This is a genomic window from Lyngbya sp. CCY1209 (assembly GCF_055795065.1).
This window is the reverse complement of the sequence record NZ_JAYFER010000048.1, coordinates 1-245: the sequence shown is the minus strand read 5'-3', so window position 1 is coordinate 245 and position 245 is coordinate 1. Positions and strand designations below refer to the sequence as shown.

1 protein-coding gene is annotated in these 245 nt (G+C 43.3%); it reads left to right on the top strand.

Annotated elements, in window-relative coordinates; all coding sequences use genetic code 11:
* Nucleotides 1–245, top strand: a 245-nt coding sequence (locus tag AC0QHF_RS00245) for a reverse transcriptase domain-containing protein (RefSeq protein WP_324702187.1), incomplete at both ends; no start/stop codon positions are given.

Genomic DNA, 245 nt, shown 5'->3' with positions numbered 1-245 from the left:
ACAAAAGCCGGGACACCACAAGGAAGGGTAATAAGTCCACTCCTCGCCAACATCGCACTGGATGGAATGGTGAGGCATATAGAAAAACTCTTTCCAAAGAAAAGAAAAAGAGTACAAGCAACGGTCGTTAGATATGCTGATGATTTCGTAGTTATATCACCAAAGCTTGAAATCATTGAACAGTGCAAGATTGCCATCTCCGATTGGTTAAAGCCCATTGGACTCCAACTCAAGCCGGAAAAGAC